Raw genomic sequence first — 19,809 nt, 5'->3', positions numbered from 1 at the left:
CCCATGGCCCATATTTCGATTACCAGTGCCGCCGCCCAGCAGATTCGCCACGTGCTCGACGAGCGTGGACATGGTCTGGGGCTGCGTGTCGCCGTCAAGCCCAGCGGCTGCTCCGGCTACAGCTATGTACTGGATGTCGCCGACGAGCCCAAGGACAACGAGGAGATGTTCGAGGATCACGGCGTCAAGGTCTTCGTCGATCAGGAAGCGTTGAACATTCTCGATGGTTCCGAGGTCGATTATGTCTCCGAGGGGCTCAATCGCTTCTTCCGCTTCAACAACCCCAACGTCAAGGACCAGTGCGGCTGCGGTGAAAGCTTCAGCGTCTGATGCCGAGTCACCGCATAGGACATCGCACGAGGGAATACCTGCAGCGGATGCGCATCAGGGCCTGACACGCTATACTACGGCGATTTTTCGGCGGCGGCCTTCCGGCTCACGCCACATCGTCCCCCAACGCGTCGCCACGAGCGGCGCGTTGCTGTCTCACTCTCAATCCTGATTCATTGCCACGGAGAGATTCATCATGGCCAACGAGCGTACCCTGTCCATCATCAAGCCCGATGCCGTCGCCAAGAACGTCATCGGCGAGATCTATACCCGCTTCGAGAAGGCTGGCCTCTCGATCGTAGGCGCCAAGATGCTGCATCTCTCCAAGGAGCAGGCCGAAGGTTTCTACGCCGAGCACAAGGAGCGCGGCTTCTTCGGCGAGCTGGTCGGTTTCATGACCTCCGGCCCGGTGATGGTTCAGGTTCTCGAAGGGGATGACGCCATTGCCAAGAACCGCGACCTGATGGGCGCCACCAATCCCAAGGAAGCCGCTCCCGGTACCATCCGCGCCGATTTCGCCGAGTCCATCGATGCCAATGCCGTGCATGGCTCCGACTCCCCGGCTTCCGCCGAGCGCGAAATCGCCTACTTCTTCAGCAGCGACGAGATCTGCCCGCGCTAAGACGCCGTTCACCTCCGTGAACCGCGTTTGAGACAGGCCCTGATTCATGCCACGAATCGGGGCCTGCCGCTCGGGCGTCTCCCTCCCTGCCCTACCGATCAGTAGACCACTATGACCGCCACCACCCACACCCCTCGCACCAATCTGCTCGGCATGTCTCGTGAGCAGATGGAAGCCTTCTTCGTTGCCATCGGCGAGAAGAAATTTCGCGCCGCTCAGGTGATGAAGTGGATCCATCACGAAGGCTGTGATGATTTCGACGCCATGACCAACCTCTCCAAGGCACTGCGCACCCGGCTGGCCGAAGTCGCCGAAATCCGCGGGCCCGGTGTGGTCTATGAAGGCACCTCGAGCGACGGCACCCGCAAGTGGGTGCTGGAAGTCGAGGACGGCAGTTATGTGGAGACGGTGCTGATTCCGTCGGAGAATGGCAACCGTCGCACCTTGTGCGTCTCCTCCCAGGTCGGCTGTTCGCTGGACTGCAGCTTCTGCTCCACCGGCAAGCAGGGCTTTCAGCGCAACCTGACCAGTGCCGAGATCATCGGTCAGGTCTGGGTGGCGCAGCGCAGCGTGGGACCACGCCGCGATACCGCCAATCGCCCCGTCACCAACGTGGTGATGATGGGCATGGGCGAACCGCTGCTCAACTACGACAATGTCGTGCCGTCCATGAAGCTGATGCTCGACGACAACGGCTATGGCCTGTCGAAGCGCCGGGTCACGCTGTCGACCTCCGGCGTGGTGCCGATGCTCGACCGCCTTGGTGACGAACTCGACGTGAGCCTGGCCATCTCGCTGCATGCCGCCAATGACGAGTTGCGCAACGAGCTGGTGCCGCTCAATCGCAAGTACAACATCCAGACCCTGCTCGACGCCTGCCGCCGCTACCTGTCCAAGTGCGACGACACGCGCATGGTGACCATCGAGTACACCCTGATCAAGGACGTCAACGATCAGCAGGAGCATGCCGAGCAGTTGGCTGAACTGCTGCGCGATCTGCCCTGCAAGATCAACCTGATTCCCTTCAACCCGTTCCCGCATTCAGGATACGAGAAACCTTCTCGCAATCAGGTCATGCGCTTTCAACAGTGGCTCTACGAGTTGGGCTATACCGCGCCGATCCGTACCACGCGCGGCGACGACATCGATGCCGCCTGCGGACAGCTGGTGGGGCGCGTCAAGGACCGTACGCGTCGTCACGAGCGCTATATTCAGTCGATCCAGCTCGACGCCGACTAAGGCATCGACGGAGTCGACGAGGCAGCACCTTGACTTCGACCGGACGCGGCGCTTTGATGGTACGCGCATTTTATGCCGTTTGGCTCATGCAATCCGTTTGTGCCGCCCGGTCCCATGGCCAGACCCGCTGACGGTCTGAAATGTTGAGAGGAGCGCATGTTGCGTCGCCGTTCACCTCTGATACGCTCGCTGAGCGCCGTACTGTTCGCCGTGCTGGTGCTATCGGGCTGCGCCACGCAGGTCAACGGCAGCGGCCCCTACAGCACGGCCAGCAACGACGATGCCGTCGCCGCCTATACGCAGCTGGGTCTGGCCTATCTCAGGCGCAACAATCTGTCGCGGGCCCAGGACGCACTGGAGCATGCCCTGGCGCTCGGCCCCCGGGACGCCGAAGCGCTCGAGGGAATGGCCCTGCTCTATCAGCGCCAGGACGAGAGCGAGCTTGCCGATGCCTTCTTCCGGCGCGCCTTGGAAAACAGGCCGGACTATACCCGGGCACGCAACAACTATGCGGCGTTTCTCTACGATCAGGGGCGCCTGGATGCCGCCTGTGAGCAGCTCGAGCACGCAGTGCAGGACGTGTCGTACTCCAACCGGGCCCGGCTGTTCGCCAATCTGGGACAGTGTCGATACGAACAGGGGCGCATCGAAGCCGCCCGCCGGAGCCTCGAGCGAGCCCAGGCTCTCGACTCGCGCGAGACCCGCAGCCTGTTGATTCTGGCACGGCTCGAACATGCCCAGGGCAACGAGGCCAAGGCCTGGGAGCAGCTTCAGCGCTATTTCACCCTGGCCGGCACCTCGCCAGACAGCCTGCGTCTGGCGCATGATATCGCTCAGGCGCAAGGCGATGATGCCACGGCGCACTTTTACCTCAAGCAGCTAAGCGACTCCTGAAGCGCGACCCTGATCACCGAACAAAGAAGGATGCTCTTCATGAGCGAAACCAACGAATCCTTGCCACAGAATGTTCCTCCCGCCTCCTCTGCCCAGGAACCGCCGGGTAGCGTGCTCAAGCGTGAGCGCGAACGTCAGGGCCTGACGCTCGAAACCGTCTCCGAGCAGCTCAATCTGCGCCCGGCCGTGGTGGCGGGCCTCGAGCAGGATCGTTACGACCAGGTCCCTATCGTCGCCTATCGTCGTGGTTATCTGCGCGCCTATGCGCGCCTGCTGGGCATCGACGAACGCGAGGTGGTCGAGGCCTATAATGCCCTGCATGGGCGCAGCGACGGCGAACGCAAGGTATCCACGGTTCAACCTTCCCGTCGACCGTCACGCGTGGGCGCCTGGATCTTCAGGCTGGTCACGCTGCTGGTGATCCTCGGCCTGATCGCCCTGACTCTCTTGTGGTGGCAGAGCCGTGAAGGTAACGACCTGTTCGGCCTCGGCCGCTCCGAGCCGGTCTCGGTCGATACGCTCGACGGCGAAACCATTACCGAAGGCGGAGAAGCCGCGGATATCCCGACAGAGCGATCTTCGCAACCGACCTCCGAGGCCCAGTCCGACGCCAGCGAGGCACGCGCCGGCGAGCCGGTTCACGCCGCCGACTCCGCCATTGCCGAAGGCAGCAACGCATCCGCATCGATCACTGACAGCGATACTGCGTCGGCGGTGGGCACTTCAGAGAACAGTGGCACGACCGTGGCCAACGCCGACAACCTTGGTAGCGTCAGCGCGCCGAGTGGTGCCCCAGTGTCGGACAACACCTCGGCGCCGAGCGATGCCACTTCGGCAGCGGCGTCCGATGAGGCATCCGCCACGGCGCAGGATGAGGCAGAGGACACGCGCACGCTGTCGCTGACCTTCAACGAACAGTCATGGACCGAGATCTACGATGCCAACAACCGGCGCATCTTTGTCGGTCTGCAGAGCGCCGGCACCCAGGCCAGCGCAGAAGGTGAACCGCCCTTCCGCCTGACCATCGGCAACGCCAGCGGCGTCGAGCTGCGCTATCAGGGCCAGCGCGTCGATCTGACGTCCCGTGCCGGCGGCAATAACGTCGCCCGCTTCACACTGGGAGAATGACACGCACCATGCATATGCACTCTCCGATCGTCCGCCGCAAGTCGCGGAAGATTCATGTTGGCAAGGTCGCCGTGGGCGGTGACGCCCCGATCGCCGTTCAGAGCATGACCAACACCACCACGGCCGATGTTGCGGCCACTGTGGCCCAGATCCGCCGCCTCGAAGCTGCCGGCGCCGATATCGTGCGCGTCTCGGTACCCGACATGGAATCCGCCGAGGCATTCGGGCGCATCAAGCGCGAAGTCGATGTGCCGCTGGTGGCCGACATTCACTTCGATTACAAGATCGCGCTGCGCGTCGCCGAGCTCGGTGTCGACTGTCTGCGCATCAACCCCGGCAATATCGGTCGCGAGGACCGTGTACGCGCGGTGGTGGGCGCAGCCCGCGAGCATGGCATTCCCATCCGCATCGGCGTCAACGCCGGCTCGCTGGAAAAGGATCTGCAGAAGAAGTATGGCGAGCCGACACCTGCTGCACTGGTCGAGTCCGCGATGCGCCACATCGACTATCTCGAGCGTCTCGATTTCCAGGACTTCAAGGTCAGCGTCAAGGCCTCCGACGTGTTCATGGCCGTCGCGGCCTACCGCGACCTGGCGAGCCGCATCGAGCAGCCGCTGCATCTGGGGATCACCGAAGCCGGCGGGCTGCGCTCGGGTACCGTCAAGTCCTCGATCGGTCTGGGCATGCTACTGATGGAGGGTATCGGCGATACCATTCGCGTCTCGCTGGCCGCCGACCCGGTCGAGGAGATCAAGGTCGGTTACGACATGCTCAAGAGCCTGCGTCTGCGCGCCAAAGGCATCAATTTCGTGGCCTGCCCCAGCTGTTCACGACAGAATTTCGATGTCATCAGCACCATGAACGCCCTCGAGGAGCGTCTGGAGGACGTGATGACGCCGCTGGATGTCGCGGTGATCGGTTGCGTCGTCAACGGCCCGGGCGAGGCCAAGGAGGTCGACATCGGCCTCACCGGCGGCAGCCCCAACAATCTCGTCTACATCGACGGCAAACCGGCCAGCAAGCTGCGCAACGATCATCTCGTCGATGATCTCGAGGCCCTGATCCGCGAGAAGGTCCGTGAAAAGCAGGCCCGCGAGCGGGACGTCATCACCCGCGAGAGTTGATTCCATCATTGTGGCGGGGCTGCGTGCCCCGGACTGCCAGGAGTGACAGTTGAGCAAGAAGATCCAGGCCATTCGTGGCATGAACGACCTGCTGCCGGGCCAGTCTCCCGTCTGGCAATACTTCGAACGCCAGGTTCAGGCGCTGATGCAGCGCTACGGCTACAGCGAGATCCGCACGCCCATCGTCGAGCAGACCGCGCTGTTCGCCCGCTCGATCGGCGAAGTCACCGACATCGTCGAGAAGGAGATGTACACCTTCGAAGACCGCAACGGCGACAGCCTGACGTTACGTCCTGAAGGCACCGCCAGCTGTGTGCGTGCCGCTCTCGAGAATGGCCTGCTGCACAACCAGACCCAGCGGCTGTGGTATCAGGGCCCGATGTTCCGTCACGAGCGGCCGCAGAAAGGGCGCTACCGCCAGTTCCATCAGGTCGGTGTCGAAACCTTCGGCATGGAAGGGCCCGACATCGATGCCGAACTGATCCTGCTCACCGCGCGACTGTGGAAGGAACTGGGACTTTACGAGCATGTCACCCTGGAGCTCAATTCGCTGGGCTCGAGCGAGGCGCGCGCCGCCTACCGCGACATGCTGGTCGCCTATTTCGAGCAGCATCTCGACGTGCTCGACGAAGACTCGAAGCGTCGCCTGCACAGCAACCCGCTGCGTATTCTGGACTCCAAGAATCCGGATATGGCTTCGATGCTCAACGACGCCCCACAGCTGATGGAGCATATCGACCCGGCGTCGCGCGAGCACTTCGAGCGGCTGACGGCGATTCTCGATGCCGCAGGCATCGATTACGTCATCAATCCGCGCCTGGTCCGCGGCCTGGACTACTACTCGCGGACCGTCTTCGAATGGACCACCACGGCACTGGGCAGCCAGGGCACGGTGTGTGCCGGTGGTCGCTACGACGGCCTGGTCGAGCAGCTCGGCGGCAAGACCACCCCTGCCGTGGGCTTCGCCATGGGGATCGAACGTCTGATCCTGCTGCTCGAGACGCTGGAACTGGTGCCGGAGGAAACCCGCCAGGGCCCCGATATCTATCTGCTGGCGCTGGGCGAGACCGCCGAACGCGAGGCCCTGCTGCTCGCCGAGAAGCTACGCGGCGAGATGCCCGCCCTGCGCCTGCAACTGCATTGCGGCGGCGGCGGCTTCAAGAGCCAGATCAAGAAAGCCGACAAGAGTGGTGCGCAGCTGGCATTGATTCTCGGCGAAGAGGAAGTGGCCAACCGCCAGGTGGGCGTGAAATTCCTGCGCGAGTCGCGCGATCAGGAGACGCTCGATCGCGATGCGCTCGCGGCGCGGCTTGGCGACATGCTGCATGCCCGGTAATGTTGCCGGTCCGCTGTCGTACATCACCGCTGAAATCATGAAGTCAAAGGAGACCGCCCGTGGCGGAGCTTAGAACCGAAGAAGAACAGCTTGACGCGATCAAGCGCTGGTGGAAAGACAACGGCAAGTCCCTGATTGCCGGTGTGGTCATCGCATGCGTCGGCGTCTTTGCCTGGAAGGCGTGGCAGAACTACCAAGCCAACCAGGCCGAGGCGGCATCTCAGCGCTATCAGCAACTGCTCACGCTCTCCACCCAGGATAGCGACGACGATGCCCTGCGCGAGGCGAGCCGTCTGGCCAAGACGCTCAATGACGAACATGGCGGGACCCTCTACGCCGACCTGGCTGAGCTGATCGAAGCCCGCGTCGCCATCGACGGTGGCGATTTCGATACGGCCCGGGAAGCGCTCGAAAGTCTGATCGAGCGGAGCGACCGCCCCTATCTTCAAGGGCTCGCCCGCCTGAGCCTGGCTCGCCTGCAGATCGATGCCGGCAACCCCGAGACGGCACTGGCCACGCTCGACAATGACATCCCCGAGGCTCTCGCCGCCCAGCAGGCCGACGTGCGTGGCGACGCCTACAGTGCGCTGAATCGCCCGGACGATGCCCGCCAGGCCTATCAGCAGGCCCTGGCGCAGGCACAAGCGCAGGATCAGCCGATCTACGGCGTACAGCTCAAGCTCGACAACCTGGGTGCGGAGGACGCCTCCTGATGAAACTGACTCATCTGCTCATGCCGGCAGCCTTCGCGCTTGCCACCCTGCTGGCGGGCTGCGCCGGTCAGGTCGAACCGCAGTACCCACCCAAGGAGCTGCAGGATCTCTCGGCCAGCGTACAGCTCGAGACCCAGTGGGAGCAGGGTATCGGCAGCGGTCTGGGCCGGGCCCGTTATCCTCTGGTGCCCTTCATTGCCGATGACACTCTGTACGCCGTGGATGCCGACGGCCTGCTGCGCGCCATCGATGCCGGCACGGGCAGCACGCTGTGGGAGAGCCGCTTCGATACGCCGTTTTCGAGTGGCCTCTCCGGCGACATCGACAACCTCTACGTGGGCACGCGTAACGGCGAAGTCCTGGCAATCAGCCGTGAGGACGGCAGTATCGTCTGGCGCCGCCGAGTCTCCAGCGAGGTGCTCGCGCCCCCGCAGATCAACAGCCAGTTGGTGGTCGTCCAGAGCGTCGACGGCGCCGTTACCGCGCTCGATCGTCTCTCCGGCGAGGAGCGCTGGGTCTACACCAGCACCCAGCCCGCCCTGACGCTGCGCGGTACCGGGACGCCCCGTGTCATCGAGCAGGTCACCTTTGCCGGCTTCGCCAATGGACGTCTGGTCACGCTGGACAATCGCAGCGGTCAGGCGCTCTGGGACATGCGTGTTGCCGTGCCGCGCGGACGTACCGAAGTCGATCAGCTCGTCGATCTCGATGGCCAGCCTGTCCTGGCCCAGGATGGCCGGCTCTTCGTCACCAGCTACAACGGACGTCTGCTGGCGATCGATGCCACGTCCGGCGAAGTGCTGTGGGATCGCGAGGAGTCGAGCTATCTCACGCCGCTGGTCATCGGCGACTACCTGTTTGCAGTCAACGAGGCCAGCCACGTACTGGCGCTGGATGCCAACTCCGGTCGTGTCATGTGGGAGTCCGATGCGCTGGAAGGCCGCAAGCTGACCGCGCCCGCCTTCATCGACGGCAACCTGGCCGTGGGCGACTATGCCGGTTACATCCATCTGCTCGACGCCCGCAGCGGCGAGCTGACGGGTCGTGACCGCCTCGACGGCAGCGGCATCAGCGTGACGCTACTCAGCGACGATCAACGCCTCTATGCGCTTGCCAATGACGGCTCGCTGGCGGCCTATACGCTCTCTTCCGCCCACTGAGTCGCAGCGGCGCCGGCAGGCGCCGCCCCTTTCCCTCCATTCGGCTAGGTCCGCACCGGCGGCCAATGCTAGAATCAATCACCAGACATCGTTGTTACCCTTACCGGCATCGTACGGCTTGGCGCTCGACGTCAGCCAGACGCTGAACCCTTCCGATCCCGGCTTGCGAGATATCATGAACCCCGTCATTGCACTGGTCGGCCGACCCAACGTCGGCAAATCGACCCTTTTCAATCGTCTGACCCGCTCACGCGATGCCCTGGTGGCCGACTTTCCCGGCCTGACCCGCGATCGCAAGTACGGCAACGGCAAACTCGGCGACAAGCTCTACACGGTCATCGACACCGGTGGCATCAGTGGTGACGAAGCCGGTATCGACGCGGCCATGGCGGAACAATCGCTGCTGGCCATCGATGAAGCCGACATCGTGCTGTTTCTGGTCGATGCCCGTGCGGGGCTCAACGTGGCCGACGAAGCCATCGCCAATCACCTGCGTGTCAACCAGAAGAAAACCTGGCTGGTAGTCAACAAGACCGACGGTCTGGAAGAGAATGCCGCCGTGGCGGACTTCTGGACACTGGGGCTGGGCGACCCGCGCCCGATCGCCGCCGAGCACGGACGCAACGTCACGGCGCTGATCGAGGAAGTGCTTGCCCCCTTTCCCGAGCGCGAGGAGGGCGATGCGCCCCCCGACAGCGCCCGAGGCATCCGTATCGGCGTGATCGGACGTCCCAACGTCGGCAAGTCGACCCTGGTCAACCGGCTGCTCGGCGAGGAGCGCGTGGTGGTCTTCGACGAGGCCGGTACCACCCGCGATGCCATCGAGATTCCCTTCGAGCGGCGCGGCAAGCCCTACGTGCTGATCGATACCGCCGGCGTGCGGCGGCGCAAGAACGTACGCGAGGTCGCCGAGAAGTTCTCGATCATCAAGACGCTGGAAGCGATCAAGGAGTGTCATGTCGCCGTCATGGTGCTCGATGCGCGCAGCGGTCTGGTCGAGCAGGACCTGCATCTGCTGGACTATGTACTGAGTACGGGGCGCGCGCTGGTGCTCGCCGTCAACAAGTGGGACGGGCTGGAGAGCGAGGCTCGCGACAAGATGCGCGCCCAGATCAAGCGCCGCCTGGGATTTGCCGATTATGCCGACCTGCACTTCATCTCGGCACTGCACGGCACGGCGGTAGGCGACCTGTACCCCTCGGTCGACAAGGCCTTCGCCAGCGCCACCAGTCACTGGTCGACCAACCGTCTCACGACCCTGCTTCAGGATGCCGTGACCGAACATCAGCCGCCGATGGTGCATGGCCGGCGCATCAAGCTACGCATGGCTCACCAGGGGGGCAGCAATCCGCCGATCATCGTCGTTCACGGCAACCAGACCGATGCCCTGCCGGAAGCTTACAAGCGCTACCTGATCAATACCTTCCGCAAGGTACTCAAGGTGCGGGGCACTCCGATTCGTTTCGAGTTCCGCTCGGGACACAACCCCTACGACAGCAACGCCGACGCCAGCGATCGGGAAAAGGCCCGTGCCCGCCAGCTTTCCCGTACCCGCGAAGCGCGCAAGAACCGTCGCTAGGCCTCGGCCTCTCCAGATATTGCCTGAATCGCTGTCGCGCCGGCGCAGGGTCGCCTGCGCCGGCAGTTTCCGATGCACCAACGGCTGCGGCCGGCGCCGGTCGCAGCGAGATCCACGCCCGAGAACAAGAGGCGCGATGCGCTTTGATGCCGCGCAACGCCGGGCCTCACCGCATCGTCGCGTGCTGCCTTTCAGTGAATGGCCTCGGAGAGGCGGACCTGGTTGCGTCCTCCGATCTTGGCCTGGTACATCGCCATGTCGGCCACCTCGATCACGGCATCCGCATCGGGCCAGTCGCGGGTACAGGCGATACCGGCACTGAAGCTGGCACGGAAGATCTGGTCCCCGGCGACGCATTCCAGAGCGCAGAATCTACTTCGAATCTCGTCGAATATCTGCCGGGCATCTTCGGGCAGACAGTCGGGCAGGATTGCCACGAACTCCTCCCCGCCGTAGCGGCCGATGTGATCGACCTTACGCAGCCGCTGACGCAGCAAGTTGGCGAGCAGGCGGATGACGTAGTCGCCCGCCGCATGGCCATAGTTGTCGTTGATGGCTTTGAAACGGTCGATATCGAGCATCACCACGCTGGTCGGCCGTCCGGTGCGATGCGCGCGCGATACCTCGATGTCGAGCTGCTCGCGAATCACCGAACGTTTCATCAGCCCTGTCAGCCCATCGCGGACCAGAGCTTCGCTGAGCTGGCGCGAGCGCTGCGCGCAGGCCAGGACGACTGCAACCGAGGTGGTATCGGATACCGGCTTGGCCAGCACGTCGTCACCCGCCTGCGACAATGCCCAGGCCTGTTGGGCCCCCGACTCTTCGCAGAGATAGATCAGCGGCACCTTCAGCCACTCGTCATCGAGGCGAATGACCCGGGCCAGCTCGGGCCCCGTACAGTCGGGGAGATGCATGTCGATCAGGATGAGGTCGGGCAGATAGTCCCGCAATTCCCCGAGGGTCTGCCGGACATCCGTGACGATGCGGGACTCGACATTGGCGCCGGCCAGCACCAGACGCAGATGTTCGGCATGCTCGGCATCGCCATCGATGATCAGAACGCGATAGGGAGCTTGCTGCTGCTGGGCCAGTAGATTCTTGAGACGATTCTCCAGGGCCGTGATGTCGACAGGATAGGTAAAGAACCCCTTGGCCCCGGCACGCACGGCCTCGAGCCGGCTGTCGTGATCGCCCGCACGGCCCAGAATCACCAGAGCCGGCAACGGCTCGAGGGCGTCGCAGAACTGGCCAATCTCGGCAAGCGTCACGCCAGTGCCATTGTCGTCGGCGATGATGACATCGGGCCGCCAGGCCGTCAGCGCCGCCGGGTCCTGGAAGGTCTGGCTGACATAGCCGAAGCCACTCAGTGCAGCGCACAGCATCTGCGCCTGATCGGCATTCGCGCCCAGCACGGCGATGCGGGCGGAGGGTTCATACTTCGAGGCGTTAGCGTCTCTTGTCCCGCCCGCCATCTCGGAGCTGACTTCCAACCGGGCGATAAGCCCTTTAAGCCGCTCGTGAAGCGCCGCCAGCGTGTATGGTGCCGGAGGGATGCCGCTGTCGAGCCACAGCTTCACCTGGGTTTCCATTTCCCGACAATCCGCGCTCAGCTCCGAGTATCCGAACGCTTCGGTCGTCTCGGTCATGCGGCACAGAGCATGGCGCAGGCGGCCCAGGGATTCATTGTCGGCAGGCGTCGTCCTCTGGCTGAGGATGTCGGTCACCTGGGCGACCCCCCGGAAGCCGCTCTGCAGACTCTCGAAGGCCTTCGCCCGGATATTCGCCAGCCGCCGCTGCCACTCCGTATCATCCATGTCCCCGCCCTCTTTCGACCTGCCCCGTCATATCGAACGTCCCTGCATTCTCGCATGGCTGACATGCATGCTTTGTTAACGTCACGACAGTTGTCACCTGTCTTGTGATGGTTGGCTTACAGTGGGTCGGTCCGCCGGGCGTCGAGCCCCTTGAGGCCTGTCCATTGGCAGGCGAACTGCCAGGCGGCACGGCCATTTCGCACACCGCGCAAGGCAGCGTAGCGTAGCGCCTCGGCTCGCGCTTGTTCATCCCAGCTCTGCGCTCCATCCAGGTACGCGACCCAGTGCTGGCAAGCCGCCAGGAAAGCCTGCTGATCGAAAGGGTGAAACGCCAGCCACAGGCCGAAGCGGTCCGACAGCGACACCTTCTCCTCCACCGCATCGCCATGATGCAGTTCGCCATCGACGAGCTGGGTCGCCTGATTGTCGGCCATCGACTCCGGCAACAGATGACGGCGGTTGGAAGTAGCATACAGCAGCACGTTCTCGGGGGGACCGGTCAACGTACCGTCCAACACGCTTTTCAACGCCTTGTAGGCATCGTCATTGCCCTCGAAGGAGAGGTCGTCGCAATACACCACGAAGCGATGCGCATCATTACGCAGGCGCTGCACCAGCCCCGGCAGGCCGATCAGGTCGTGACGATCGACCTGGATCAGGCGCAGCCCCTCCGGGGCCAGCGTGTTGAGCAGCGCACGGACCATCGAAGACTTGCCGCTGCCCCGCGCGCCCCACAGCAGGGCGTGATTGGCCGGCAGACCGCTCAGGAAGGCGCGCGTATTGCCCAGCAGCGCCGCCTTCTGGCGCTCGACCCCGATCAGATCCTCCAGACGCACGCTGTCTCGGGGCGTCACGGGTACCAGATGCCCTCCCAACGCATGGCGTTGCCACAATGCCGCGACATCCCGCTCCCAGTCGACGGCAGGCGGCTCGGGGGGTAGCCAGCCCTCGACACGGTCCAGCAGGCGTCGAAGACGCTGGGACAGCTCGGCATCCATGGAATTCTCCTTTTGGCAGTAGTTGACCCGGTGGGGTATCCGGGTATCTTGGAGCGGTTTGGATATTGGGTCCAGCAGATCACCAGGAGAACCTAATGCAGTGGACACCGCGCCTTGGAAAATGGAAATCGCTGCTCGGCGTTGGCACGCTTAGCGCGGTACTCGTCGCCTGCTCGAGCTCGCCGCTGGGGCGCAACCAGCTGGCCTTCTATTCCGACGAGCAGCTCAGCCAGATGGGACAGCAAAGCTTCGCCCAGTATCAGCAAGAGCTTCCCGTCGTCACCGGCCCCACCAGCACTTATGTACAGTGCGTGGCCCATGCCATCACCAACGAAGTGCCGGCCAGCTACGGCATCGACAACTGGGAGGTCAAGGTCTTCAAGGAGGACTCCGCCAACGCCTTCGCCCTGCCGGGCGGCTACATCGGCGTCAACAGCGGACTGCTCGACGTTGCCAAGAATCAGGATCAACTGGCCGCGGTCATCGGTCACGAAATCGCCCACGTTCTGTCCAATCATGCCAACGAGCGCGTCTCGACCCAGGCGGCCACCCAGACAGGACTCTCGATCCTGCAATCCGCTGCCGGCCTGCAGGGCGCGGCGGGCGAACAGCTCATGGGATTGCTCGGTGCCGGCGCTCAGTATGGCGTGATCCTGCCCTTCTCGCGCAAGCAGGAGAGCGAGGCCGACCTGGTGGGCCTGGATCTGATGGCCGAGGCCGGCTTCGACCCGCGGGCCAGTCTGGCCCTATGGGAAAACATGTCGGCCAACAGTCAGGGCGAGCCGCCGGTATGGATGTCCACCCACCCCAGCCACGGCCAGCGCATGGAGGAGCTCCAGGCCCGCCTGGATCAGGCCATGCCGCTCTATGAGCAGGCGAAGAGCGCCGGCAAACGTCCCGACTGCAGGCCCTGACCCGACATGCTGACCCGCCTCGGAACCGCCCTGCTGCTGTTTCCCCTGCTGTTGCTGCTGGGCCTGTACTTCTGGGAGCTGAACGCCGTGCGGACCTGCCTCTTCGAGGGCGGTCAATGGGACTATCTGCACGGCGTCTGTGTCGAGACGCCCCAGCCGTTCAGCTCCTTCTTCCAGCGCCATCCGCTGCTGGTCAACGCGGCCATGCTCACCTCCGCCCTAGGCCTGGTGATGTGCATGGCCGGCTTCCTCGTCAGGAGGCGCTGAACCGGACCTCAGGGGGATGACGCTCAAAGCGCCGCGCGCAGCATCTCCCTGACCGGTGCCGTATCGGGACGGACGTGACGCCACAAGTAGAACGACTCTGCCGCCTGCTCGACCAGCATCCCCAAGCCATCCACGCTACGCGCCCCACGAGCCGCTGCCCATTGGAGAAAGACGGTCGGCTCGGCGGCGTACATCATGTCGTAGGCCAGCGCCGCATCGGCGAAGAGATCGTCGGGCAAGGGCGGCAGATCGCCGTTCAGACTGGCGCTGGTCCCGTTGATGACCAGATCGAAGGTTCCCACCGCCTCATCGAAACCGCCCCAGGTCACCTCCCCCAAGTCGGCGAAGGACTGGGCCAGATATTCCGCCTTCGACGCAGTACGGTTGGCGATCATCAGCGAGGCCGGACGCATCGACAGCAACGGCTCCAGCACACCGCGCACCGCACCGCCAGCGCCCAGGATCAGGATACGTGCCCGCTCCAGCGGTGCCGCATGCGCATTCAGATCGCGGAGCAATCCCACCCCATCGGTGGTATCTCCGTAGGTCTCGCCATTCTTGCCCAGTGACAGGGTATTCACCGCCCCCGCCAATCGGGCCCGAGGGCTCAGCACATCGGCCAGGCGGAAGGCCTCCTCCTTGAACGGCACGGTCACGTTGGCCCCCTTGCCGCCATGGGCGACGAACTCCCGCCAAGCGCCGGCAAAGTCATTTTGCGGCGCCTCGATGGCCTCGTAGCTCAGGTGCTCTCCGACCTGTTCGGCAAAGGCCGCATGAATGCGCGGCGACAGGGAGTGGCCGACGGGATTGCCCAGCACACAATAGCGATCGTTCATGATTCCTCCCGTTGAAGGTCGTCGGCCTCGTCCAGCCAGTCCCGGGGCTTGAGGAACCCGGCATAGAGCCGCGCCTCGGCACTGTCCGGCTCAGGCGTCCAGCCGTACTGCCAGCGCGCCATCGGCGGCATCGACATCAGAATGGACTCGGTTCGCCCGCCGCTCTGCAGGCCGAACAGCGTGCCGCGGTCCCAGACCAGATTGAATTCCACGTAGCGCCCGCGCCGATAGGCCTGAAAGGCCCGCTCGCGCTCACCGAAGGGCGTCGTCCGGCGGCGCTTGACGATGGGGAGATAGGCGTCGAGAAAGGCATCGCCCACCGCGCGCTGGAAGGCGAAACAACGCTCGAAACCGCCTTCGTTGAGATCGTCGAAGAACAGCCCGCCCACGCCACGCGTCTCGTCACGATGACGCAGGTAGAAGTAATCGTCGCACCAGGCCTTGAACCGCGGATAGACTTCCTCGCCGAAGGGCATGCAGGCATCCCGGGCCACACGGTGCCAGTGCACCACATCTTCGAACACCGGATAGAATGGCGTCAGATCGAACCCGCCACCGAACCACCATACCGGAGCGGCGCCCTCTTTCTCGGCAATGAAGAAGCGCACGTTGCCGTGAGAGGTGGGAACATGCGGGTTTTCCGGATGCAGGACCCAGGAGACGCCGACGGCATGGAAACTGCGCCCGGCCAGCTCCGGTCTCGCCGCGGTGGCCGAGGGTGGCAGCTGTTCGCCGAAGACGTGCGAGAAATTCACGCCGCCCTTTTCGAACAGCGCTCCGTTCTCGATCACTCGCGAACGGCCCCCGCCGCCTGCCGGCCGCTCCCAGACATCCTCGTGAAAGATCCCGCCATCTTCTGCGGCCAGGGCATCGCACAGGCGATCCTGCAGATCGAGCAGGTAGGTCTTGACGTCGTCGAGATAGGCGTGAGCCACGGCGCTCTCCCGGTTGATTAAACAAAGGAACTGCTGCACGTCACTACGTGCGGCTCGTGCACCACGCTAGTCGCGCAGCACCTCGCCCGTCAGCAGGTCGCGAATGGTACTGGGGCGCGCCCGTCCGCCCAGCGGTCCATCGACGATGACGTCGACACCGTCGCCCAGCGACTCGTGGACCTCGGTGGCCGTCATGGCAGGCGAATGCCCTGCCGTATTGGCGGAGGTGGAGACCAGCGGCCCACCGAAGGCGGCGCACAATCGCTGCACCAGGGGATGATCGCTGACGCGTACCGCCAGGCGCGCATGCGTGCCGCGCAACAGCGGGCGCGCCCGGCCGTTGTCGGGCACCAGCCAAGTGTGCGGCCCGGGCCAGCAAGCCGCAAGACGCGCGCGAAGCGGCGCTTCGAGACCTTCCAGCCAGGGCTCGAGCTGTGCCATGTCCCCCGCGATCAGAATCATGCCCTTGGCGGGATCGCGTGCCTTGAGACGTATCAGCCGGGACAGGGCCTCGTCATTGTCGGGATCGCATCCCAGCCCCCATACGGCCTCGGTCGGGTAGGCGACGATACCGCCCTGGCGCAGAGCCGCCACGGCATCCGCCAGTTGCACATCCCGTCTTTCCTGCATGAAGGACATACTCATGATTTATCGACCTCCGCGTGGGCCGCTCGAAATGGCGCCGATGTTATCATGCCGGGGCTTGCGGTCTCATCCGCCCCGCTCGATCGCATCACCGAGACGGCGCTTCAGCAGGGCGACGCCGTCCGTACCCAACCGCCCGGCGCCTGGGCCACCCGACCGTCCAGTTCCAGCTCGAGCAGACGCATCTGGCAGCTGCCGACGTCACGCCCGGTCAGCTCGATCAGCATGTCCAGCGGCGTCGGCTGGTCGCTGAGTAGCGCCAGCAGGTCATCTTCCCGTGCGGCCGCACTTCCGACACCGTCATGGAGAACCCGCTCCGGCCTTGTGCCGAATGCGGAAGTAGCGGCGGCTTCGGGCACCGTTCGCCTCTCCCGCAGCTCCCGAGTGCTGGACGTCGCTGGTAGCCCCAGTTCGCTCAGAATGTCGTCGAGGCAGGTGACCAGTGCCGCGCCCTGCCGGATCAGTTCGAGACATCCCCGCGCCTGGGGGTTGTGGATCGAACCGGGAAGCGCAAAGACTTCGCGGTTCTGCTCCGCCGCCAGGCGAGCGCTGACCAGCGAGCCGCTCTTCTGCGCCGCCTCGACGACCAGAACTCCGTGGGCGAGTCCGGTGATGATGCGGTTGCGCCGTGGAAAGAAGCGCGGGTGGGCACGGGTCGACGGCGCATGCTCGGACAACAGCAGGCCGCCCTCGTCGAGCATGCGCCGATAGAGCTCGGCATGGCGGGCCGGGTAGATCACGTCCGTGCCGCAGCCAAGCACTGCGACGCTGGTGCCGCCCGCCTCCAGCGCGGCGCGATGGGCGCAGCCATCGACACCCAACGCCAGACCACTGACCACGCTGTAGCCGGCGCCGACCAGTTGGCGCGCGAAATAAGCCGCATTGTCGAGCCCTTCCCGGGTGGGCCGGCGCGTGCCGACCATGGCCATTGCGGGCGGTGTCAGCGCCGCCAGGCTCCCCTTGGCCCACAACAGGGGCGGTGGATCGGGCAATTCGCGCAGCAGTGCCGGCCAGGCGGCATGATCGGGATGCAGCAGATGATGCCGCGGGTCCTGCGCCTCCCAGGCCAACGCGGCCTCGAGAGGCATCTGCAACGGACTGCGCGCGGGATGCTCGAGCCATAGCCGCAAGGCCTCGCGTGACTCAGCGGGAAGCCCCGCCAACCAGCCCTGCGGCCAAGGCGCGGCGAGCGGCTGCCGGGCCAGCTGGGCCGCCAGTGTGGCAATGCGTCTGGCGCCCAAGCCCGGCAGCAATGAAAGAATCAACCATTCGCGGGCCGTCATGGCCTGCCCACGCCTTTCCGCCTCGCGCGTCACTACCGGGCACCGCGCATCGCGAGCAGATCCGTCTCGGCGGGTCGATGGATCCGGTCCCCCACCGACAGTGACCGGTGAGCCTGCATGACCAGGGCGTAGCTGACACGATCGAACGTGCGAAACACCATGACCAGGCCGGCATCCTCGTCGGGCAATTGCAGCCGCTCACCATTGACGGGGTCGGTGACCCGCTCACCGGCCTGCGCCACGCTCAGTACATGTCCCGGACGCAGCCCGTCGCGTGCGCCACGGTCCAGGGTCACCACATCGAAGCGCCCGACGTAGCGCAGGCCCTCAGGCACGGCCAGGAGATGCCCGCTGACGTCGACATCCGGCGACCGGGGCTGAAACTGGGTATCGACGGGATTGGCCGGCAACGGCAGCACAATGTCGCCATTGCGGATCTCCCGACTCGCCCGCTGAACCTCGAGCACACCGACCTCGCCCTGCGCTTCCACCAGCCGCGCCTGGCCCACCGTCTGCAACTCTAGGCCGAGCACTTCACCGCTGGCCGCATCCACGTAGCGCTGACCTTGGCGATAGATTCCCAACAACGCCTTGTGCTGCGGAAATTGCCCGCGGGCGTAGAGCCGGTCACCGGCACCGCTGAGGATACGCTGATTGTCACCGGCCACGACATGAGCCAGTGCCGGCGGTGTGTCCGCCTCTACGATACGGTAGTCTTCCAGGAAGGGCTGGATCTGCTCCAGGGGGATCGTCGCGATCGCCTCGCGATGCGGCACCCGACGTACCCCCGGCGACAACCGCACCACCTCGCCCTGGCCTCGCTCCAGGCGCAGGCGTGGCGCGCCATCCACATCGCTCAGCGTCACGGTATCCCCCGGATAGATCCGGTGAGGATTGTGGATATCGGGATTGTCCTGCCAGACCTCGGGCCACTGCCAGGGCGAATGCAGGAAACGTCCGGCAATGTCCCATAGCGTGTCTCCGCGGACCACGGTATAACGCTGCGGGGCATCCTCACGGATGCCGGTCGCCTGCGCCAACACCGTGGAGCTACCTCCCCACGTCGTTCCGCATACCGTCAGCAGCACCATGCCCAGCCGGCATAGCCTGCGGTGTCTTGCCCCGTTCCCCGCCATGATCGTCATGCTCTTGTGTTCTTTTAGTGACCCATTCCGCCACCACTCGTGTGTCCGGCATGCCCCTGCCAGCCATGCACGGAACCTGGACGGATATAGGATATCCAAGTTATCGGACTCGCGTCGCCGAAGACGGCTGACACGCATTGCCGACCCGTCGGGCATTATGCCATTCCCGGCGCCCGGGCCCGATAGAGGAATGTTATGAGCCCCATGAAGACTGCCGGTTTCGTTCATTCCTGAGGGCCAGTACACTATGACGTATCCCCTGCATGACAACATAACGGTATTGTCAACGCCATGGCTAAATTAGAGATCCTCGAATTCCCCGACGAACGCCTGCGCACCAAGGCCGCGCCGGTCGAACAGGTCGATGACGAGGTTCGCTCGCTCATCGATGACATGCTGGAAACCATGTATGCCGCCCGCGGCATTGGCCTGGCCGCCACGCAGATCGATGTTCACCGGCGTATCATCGTGATGGACGTCAGCGAAGATCAGTCGCAGCCGCTGGTGCTCATCAATCCGCGCTACACTCCGCTCGGCGACGAACGCGAGCCGATGCAGGAAGGTTGCCTGTCGATCCCCGAGTACTATGCCGAAGTGCCGCGTGCCCTGCGCGTGCATCTCGAAGCGCTGGATCGTGACGGCAAGCCTTACGCACTGGACGCCGACGGCCTGCTGGCTCACTGCATCCAGCATGAGCACGACCATCTCGAGGGCGTGCTGTTCGTCGACTACCTGTCCCCGCTCAAGCGCGACCGGGTCCTGAAGAAGATGCAGAAGCGTCACAAGCAGATGCAGGACGCCTAGTCGTCGGACTCGGTTATCGGCCGCCTCTTGCGCGAAGGCGATG

20 protein-coding genes are annotated in these 19,809 nt (G+C 64.4%); 13 read left to right on the top strand and 7 right to left on the bottom strand.

The window, feature by feature from the left end:
• The first annotated feature begins 3 nt into the window (after window positions 1–3).
• The 10 genes from ACYQ12_RS04180 to der all read left to right on the top strand — a co-directional run bounded on the left by ACYQ12_RS04180 (window position 4) and on the right by der (window position 10,125).
• Entirely contained in the window at window positions 4–330 is a 327-nt protein-coding gene (locus tag ACYQ12_RS04180; RefSeq protein WP_459868162.1) for a HesB/IscA family protein, read from the top strand.
• A gap of 196 nt (window positions 331–526) precedes the next feature.
• Window positions 527–952: a nucleoside-diphosphate kinase gene (gene ndk, locus ACYQ12_RS04175; protein WP_459868159.1), complete on the top strand. Its 426-nt coding sequence runs from the start codon at window positions 527–529 to the stop codon at window positions 950–952.
• A 111-nt stretch (window positions 953–1,063) separates the two neighbouring features.
• Entirely contained in the window at window positions 1,064–2,191 is a 1,128-nt protein-coding gene (rlmN, locus tag ACYQ12_RS04170; RefSeq protein WP_459868156.1) for a dual-specificity RNA methyltransferase RlmN, read from the top strand.
• A gap of 156 nt (window positions 2,192–2,347) precedes the next feature.
• A complete protein-coding gene (pilW, locus tag ACYQ12_RS04165; RefSeq protein ID WP_459868153.1) occupies window positions 2,348–3,085 on the top strand; it encodes a type IV pilus biogenesis/stability protein PilW in 738 nt (245 codons plus the stop codon).
• Window positions 3,086–3,124: 39 nt separating this feature from the next.
• Complete coding sequence (locus tag ACYQ12_RS04160; RefSeq protein WP_459868150.1) at window positions 3,125–4,213, top strand: RodZ domain-containing protein; 1,089 nt, start codon at window positions 3,125–3,127, stop codon at window positions 4,211–4,213.
• Window positions 4,214–4,221: 8 nt separating this feature from the next.
• A complete protein-coding gene (ispG, locus tag ACYQ12_RS04155) occupies window positions 4,222–5,337 on the top strand; it encodes a flavodoxin-dependent (E)-4-hydroxy-3-methylbut-2-enyl-diphosphate synthase (protein WP_459868147.1) in 1,116 nt (371 codons plus the stop codon).
• Window positions 5,338–5,386: 49 nt separating this feature from the next.
• Window positions 5,387–6,673 (top strand): histidine--tRNA ligase, encoded by a 1,287-nt coding sequence (gene hisS / locus ACYQ12_RS04150; protein ID WP_459868144.1) that lies wholly within the window; start codon window positions 5,387–5,389, stop codon window positions 6,671–6,673.
• A 59-nt stretch (window positions 6,674–6,732) separates the two neighbouring features.
• Complete coding sequence (locus tag ACYQ12_RS04145; RefSeq protein WP_459868141.1) at window positions 6,733–7,386, top strand: YfgM family protein; 654 nt, start codon at window positions 6,733–6,735, stop codon at window positions 7,384–7,386.
• Window positions 7,386–8,546, top strand: a complete 1,161-nt coding sequence (gene bamB / locus ACYQ12_RS04140; RefSeq protein ID WP_459868138.1) for an outer membrane protein assembly factor BamB — start codon at window positions 7,386–7,388, stop codon at window positions 8,544–8,546. Before ACYQ12_RS04145 ends, bamB begins: the two co-directional genes overlap by 1 nt.
• Before the next feature lie 175 nt (window positions 8,547–8,721).
• Complete coding sequence (gene der, locus ACYQ12_RS04135) at window positions 8,722–10,125, top strand: ribosome biogenesis GTPase Der (protein ID WP_459868136.1); 1,404 nt, start codon at window positions 8,722–8,724, stop codon at window positions 10,123–10,125.
• A 191-nt stretch (window positions 10,126–10,316) separates the two neighbouring features.
• Here der and ACYQ12_RS04130 read toward each other — a convergent pair whose 3' ends face one another.
• Together ACYQ12_RS04130 and ACYQ12_RS04125 are read right to left on the bottom strand one after the other, a co-directional pair.
• Window positions 10,317–11,939 carry a GGDEF domain-containing response regulator gene (locus tag ACYQ12_RS04130; protein ID WP_459868133.1) on the bottom strand — a complete coding sequence of 541 codons (1,623 nt, stop codon included), beginning with the start codon at window positions 11,937–11,939 and terminating at the stop codon, window positions 10,317–10,319.
• A gap of 116 nt (window positions 11,940–12,055) precedes the next feature.
• Window positions 12,056–12,937: an ATP-binding protein gene (locus ACYQ12_RS04125; protein WP_459868130.1), complete on the bottom strand. Its 882-nt coding sequence runs from the start codon at window positions 12,935–12,937 to the stop codon at window positions 12,056–12,058.
• A gap of 95 nt (window positions 12,938–13,032) precedes the next feature.
• On the opposite strand from ACYQ12_RS04125, the gene ACYQ12_RS04120 reads away from it, so the two are divergent.
• On the top strand, window positions 13,033–13,851 hold the full coding sequence (locus tag ACYQ12_RS04120) for a M48 family metallopeptidase (RefSeq protein WP_459868127.1): 819 nt from the start codon (window positions 13,033–13,035) through the stop codon (window positions 13,849–13,851).
• Between the two features lie 6 nt (window positions 13,852–13,857).
• Complete coding sequence (locus ACYQ12_RS04115) at window positions 13,858–14,118, top strand: hypothetical protein (RefSeq protein ID WP_459868124.1); 261 nt, start codon at window positions 13,858–13,860, stop codon at window positions 14,116–14,118.
• A gap of 23 nt (window positions 14,119–14,141) precedes the next feature.
• On the opposite strand, the gene aroE is transcribed toward ACYQ12_RS04115, so the two are convergent.
• The 5 genes from aroE to ACYQ12_RS04090 form a co-directional block, all read right to left on the bottom strand.
• Window positions 14,142–14,954 (bottom strand): shikimate dehydrogenase, encoded by an 813-nt coding sequence (aroE, locus tag ACYQ12_RS04110; RefSeq protein ID WP_459868121.1) that lies wholly within the window; start codon window positions 14,952–14,954, stop codon window positions 14,142–14,144.
• Complete coding sequence (gene hemF, locus ACYQ12_RS04105; protein WP_459868118.1) at window positions 14,951–15,889, bottom strand: oxygen-dependent coproporphyrinogen oxidase; 939 nt, start codon at window positions 15,887–15,889, stop codon at window positions 14,951–14,953. The genes aroE and hemF overlap by 4 nt, the downstream gene beginning before the upstream one ends.
• Before the next feature lie 66 nt (window positions 15,890–15,955).
• Window positions 15,956–16,534: an L-threonylcarbamoyladenylate synthase type 1 TsaC gene (gene tsaC, locus ACYQ12_RS04100; protein ID WP_459868115.1), complete on the bottom strand. Its 579-nt coding sequence runs from the start codon at window positions 16,532–16,534 to the stop codon at window positions 15,956–15,958.
• A gap of 104 nt (window positions 16,535–16,638) precedes the next feature.
• Window positions 16,639–17,817, bottom strand: coding sequence for a DNA-processing protein DprA (gene dprA / locus ACYQ12_RS04095; protein ID WP_459868112.1), 1,179 nt, complete (start codon window positions 17,815–17,817; stop codon window positions 16,639–16,641).
• Between the two features lie 32 nt (window positions 17,818–17,849).
• Window positions 17,850–18,962, bottom strand: coding sequence for a LysM peptidoglycan-binding domain-containing protein (locus ACYQ12_RS04090; RefSeq protein WP_459868109.1), 1,113 nt, complete (start codon window positions 18,960–18,962; stop codon window positions 17,850–17,852).
• A gap of 291 nt (window positions 18,963–19,253) precedes the next feature.
• Between ACYQ12_RS04090 and def the strand changes: the two genes are divergently transcribed.
• Window positions 19,254–19,766 carry a peptide deformylase gene (gene def / locus ACYQ12_RS04085; RefSeq protein ID WP_459868106.1) on the top strand — a complete coding sequence of 171 codons (513 nt, stop codon included), beginning with the start codon at window positions 19,254–19,256 and terminating at the stop codon, window positions 19,764–19,766.
• Window positions 19,767–19,809 lie beyond the last annotated feature (43 nt).

The organism is Halomonas shantousis (assembly GCF_054654615.1).
This window is presented reverse-complemented; position numbering and strand designations above follow the sequence as displayed.